General features: G+C 71.3%; 4 protein-coding genes. 2 read left to right on the top strand and 2 right to left on the bottom strand.

Annotated elements, in window-relative coordinates; genetic code table 11:
• On the bottom strand, positions 1 to 514 hold a 514-nt coding region (gene secG, locus A9O63_RS00105; RefSeq protein WP_069330100.1), incomplete at its 3' end, for a preprotein translocase subunit SecG.
• Between the two features lie 325 nt (positions 515 to 839).
• On the opposite strand from secG, the gene A9O63_RS00100 reads away from it, so the two are divergent.
• Both A9O63_RS00100 and A9O63_RS00095 read left to right on the top strand, forming a co-directional pair.
• Positions 840 to 2,132: an adenylosuccinate synthase gene (locus tag A9O63_RS00100; protein WP_069330099.1), complete on the top strand. Its 1,293-nt coding sequence runs from the start codon at positions 840 to 842 to the stop codon at positions 2,130 to 2,132.
• Positions 2,133 to 2,211: 79 nt separating this feature from the next.
• Positions 2,212 to 2,454 carry a DUF2842 domain-containing protein gene (locus A9O63_RS00095; protein ID WP_069330098.1) on the top strand — a complete coding sequence of 81 codons (243 nt, stop codon included), beginning with the start codon at positions 2,212 to 2,214 and terminating at the stop codon, positions 2,452 to 2,454.
• Positions 2,455 to 2,460: 6 nt separating this feature from the next.
• Here the strand turns inward: A9O63_RS00095 and A9O63_RS00090 are convergent.
• Positions 2,461 to 3,100, bottom strand: a 640-nt coding sequence (locus tag A9O63_RS00090; protein ID WP_069330097.1) for a hypothetical protein, incomplete at its 5' end; no start/stop codon positions are given.

Here is a 3,100-nt window from a genome sequence, read left to right as displayed (position 1 = left end):
CCGGGGCCGCCGGAGTTTCGGCTGCAGGGGCTTCCGTCGCGGGAGTTTCCGTAGCGGGAGCCTCGGTCGCCGGAGCCTCCGTCGCAGGAACCTCGGTCGCCGGGGTTTCCGTGGCCGGGGTTTCCGTGGCCGGGGTTTCCGTCGCCGGGGCGGACTGCTCGTCCGCGCGCGGCGGGGTCAGCGGAGCATTCGCGGGCGCGGGCGGCAGAAGATCGTTGCCGAGCGGCGCTTCTGGCGTGGCCGGAGCCTCCTGCCGGACGGTGCCGCCGAACTGGTCGATCACCGAAGAGCCGTGCGAATTCTGCGCAGCGAAGATCGTCAGCGCGATCGAGGTCCCGATGAAGGCGATCGCGAAGATCCAGGTCATCCGAGTCATGGCGTTCGCCGCCTGGCGGCCCGTCATGGCGCCGCCGCCGCCCATGCCGAGCCCGCCGCCCTCCGAGCGCTGCAGCAACACCACGCCGATGAGCAGAAGCGCGAGGATCAGATGGACGATAAGGACGACGTTTTGCATGCGGAGGGGGCCTTCAGATGCTGACGCGCCTATCTAGGCCCATGCGTCCGTGGCCGCAAGCCCTTCAAGGCCGCACCGGCAGCAGCGCCCGTCCGCCCACGGCCGGCGCCGATCGTGCCGAGCCCCGCCCCTTTCTTGCCGGATCGAGAAGAAGAGCCCCGCGAGGGGCCCAAGGCCGCGCGCGGCCGCGCCGCGCAATCCGGCGGATGGACGTCGCCGGCCCCGCCTGCTTGCGGCGGACCGTCCCCGGGATCGATTTGCGGTTCCGTCCCGCCCGGTGGAAGGATATAGAGCGCGGGTCTTTTTTCATCAGCAAGGAACGGACATGGCCAACGTCGTCGTCGTGGGCGCCCAGTGGGGCGACGAGGGGAAGGGCAAGATCGTGGACTGGCTCTCGGAGCGGGCCGACGTGATCGCGCGTTTCCAGGGCGGGCACAACGCGGGCCATACGCTGGTGATCGACGGCAAGGTCTACAAGCTCTCGCTGCTGCCTTCGGGGATCGTGCGGCCGGGCAAGCTGTCGGTGATCGGCAACGGGGTCGTGCTCGATCCCTGGCATCTGGTCGAGGAGATCGCCAAGCTGCGCGCCGACGGCGTCGATATCTCGCCCGAGAGCCTGATGATCGCCGAGAATGCGGTGCTGATCCTGCCGCTCCACGGCGAGCTCGACCGCGCGCGCGAGTCGCAGAATTCGGTGGCCAAGATCGGCACCACGGGCCGCGGCATCGGCCCGGCCTATGAGGACAAGGTGGGCCGTCGCGCGATCCGCGTGGCCGACCTCGCCGACGAGGCGACGCTGGCGCTCCGCGTCGACCGGCTGATGGTCCATCACGATGCGCTGCGCCGCGGCCTCGGGATCGAGCCCGTCGACCGCGAGGCCCTGCTGGCCCAGCTGCGCGAGATTGCGCCGCAGGTCCTGCCCTATGCAAAGCCTGTCTGGAAGGTGATGAACGAGATGCGCAAGGCCGGGAAGCGCATCCTGTTCGAGGGTGCGCAGGGCGCGCTCCTCGACATCGACTTCGGCACCTATCCCTATGTGACCTCCTCGAACGTGATTGCGGGGCAGGCGGCCACCGGCACCGGCATCGGGCCGGGCGCCATCGGCTTCGTGCTGGGCATCGTCAAGGCCTACACCACCCGCGTGGGCGAGGGGCCGTTCCCGGCCGAGCTTCAGGATGCCGACGGCGAGCGTCTGGGCGAGCGCGGCCGCGAGTTCGGCACGGTGACGGGGCGCAAGCGCCGCTGCGGCTGGTTCGACGCGGTTCTCGTGCGGCAGACCTGCGCCACCTCGGGCGTCTCGGGCATCGCGCTCACCAAGCTCGACGTGCTCGACGGGTTCGAAACGCTGAAGATCTGCGTGGGCTACGAGCTCGACGGCGAGCGGCTGGATCACCTGCCGATCGCGGCCGACCAGCAGGCGCGCTGCACTCCCATCTTCGAAGAGCTCGAGGGCTGGTCCGAGAGCACCGCCGGCGCGCGGAGCTGGGCCGACCTGCCCGGCGCCGCGGTGAAATACGTCCGCCGCATCGAGGAGCTGATCCAGTGCCCGGTGGCGCTGCTCTCGACCTCGCCCGAGCGCGACGACACGATCCTCGTCACCGACCCGTTCGAGGACTGATCCGGCCCGGCCGCCCCGCCCGGGGCGGCTGTCGTTTCCCGTTGGGACGGCTGCCGTCCCCCGATCCGAGGAGGGTCCGATGGCCCTGAGCTACAAGACACGCCGCCGCCTGTCGCTGCTGGTCCTCGTGGTGGGGATGCCGCTCTATATCGTGGCAGCGGTGACGGTGGTGGGCCTCTTCGACCGGCCGCCGTTCTGGCTCGAGCTGGTGATTTATGTGGCCCTCGGCATCGTCTGGATCCTGCCCCTGAAGCCGATCTTCATGGGCGTGGGTCAGCCGGACCCGGACGCCAAGCCCCGGGACGAGCAGAAGCCGCGCTGAGCCCCGTCAGGGTCGGGGCGGCGTTCGGGCGGGCGCCGCGCCTTCGTCGCCGGCGCCCGCCGGATCCACCCGCTCGCCGAGGCCCAGAAGCAGCGGCGGCGGGTGCCCGTCCGCGCCTCCGGGGCGCACCACGCGGGCGAGATCGTCGCGATAGGCGCCGAGCCGGTTCCCCTCATCCTCAGGCGGCCCGCCCGACAGGCGCTCGGCCACGGTCGCGGCCACCGCCGCCTTCAGATGCGACAAAGCCGAGATCCTCCGGCGGCTCTCGGGGGCGCCCATCTGGCTGCGGGTCTTGTCGAGGATGCGCTCCACAGCATCTTCGCCCGTCGCCTCGGCCAGTTGTCGGCCGGCATCATGGGCGGGACAGGGGGTGGCCAGTTCCTGTTCGATGCGCGCCAGCTCTTCGAGAAGCTGCGGATCGGGTTCGGCCTTCAGCCGGCCGATGCGAGAGCGGGCCCGCGCCAGCGTCTGCGCCCGTTCCCGGGCCTCTGTCTGCGCCTGCTCCGCCCGTTCCGCCGCCACGAAGGCGCGGACAGCCTCTTCCGCGGCCGCTTCCCGGTGGGCGGGGACCGACATCGGCTGGGGCGCCGCGCGCCGGGACTGTGCCTCGGCCTGCGCCATCGGATGCCGCGCGGCCTCCATCGCC

Source organism: Cereibacter johrii (assembly GCF_001720585.1).
Lineage (GTDB): Bacteria > Pseudomonadota > Alphaproteobacteria > Rhodobacterales > Rhodobacteraceae > Cereibacter_A > Cereibacter_A johrii.
Note: the sequence above shows the minus strand (reverse complement) of the source record. Positions and strands in the feature narration are given on the sequence as shown.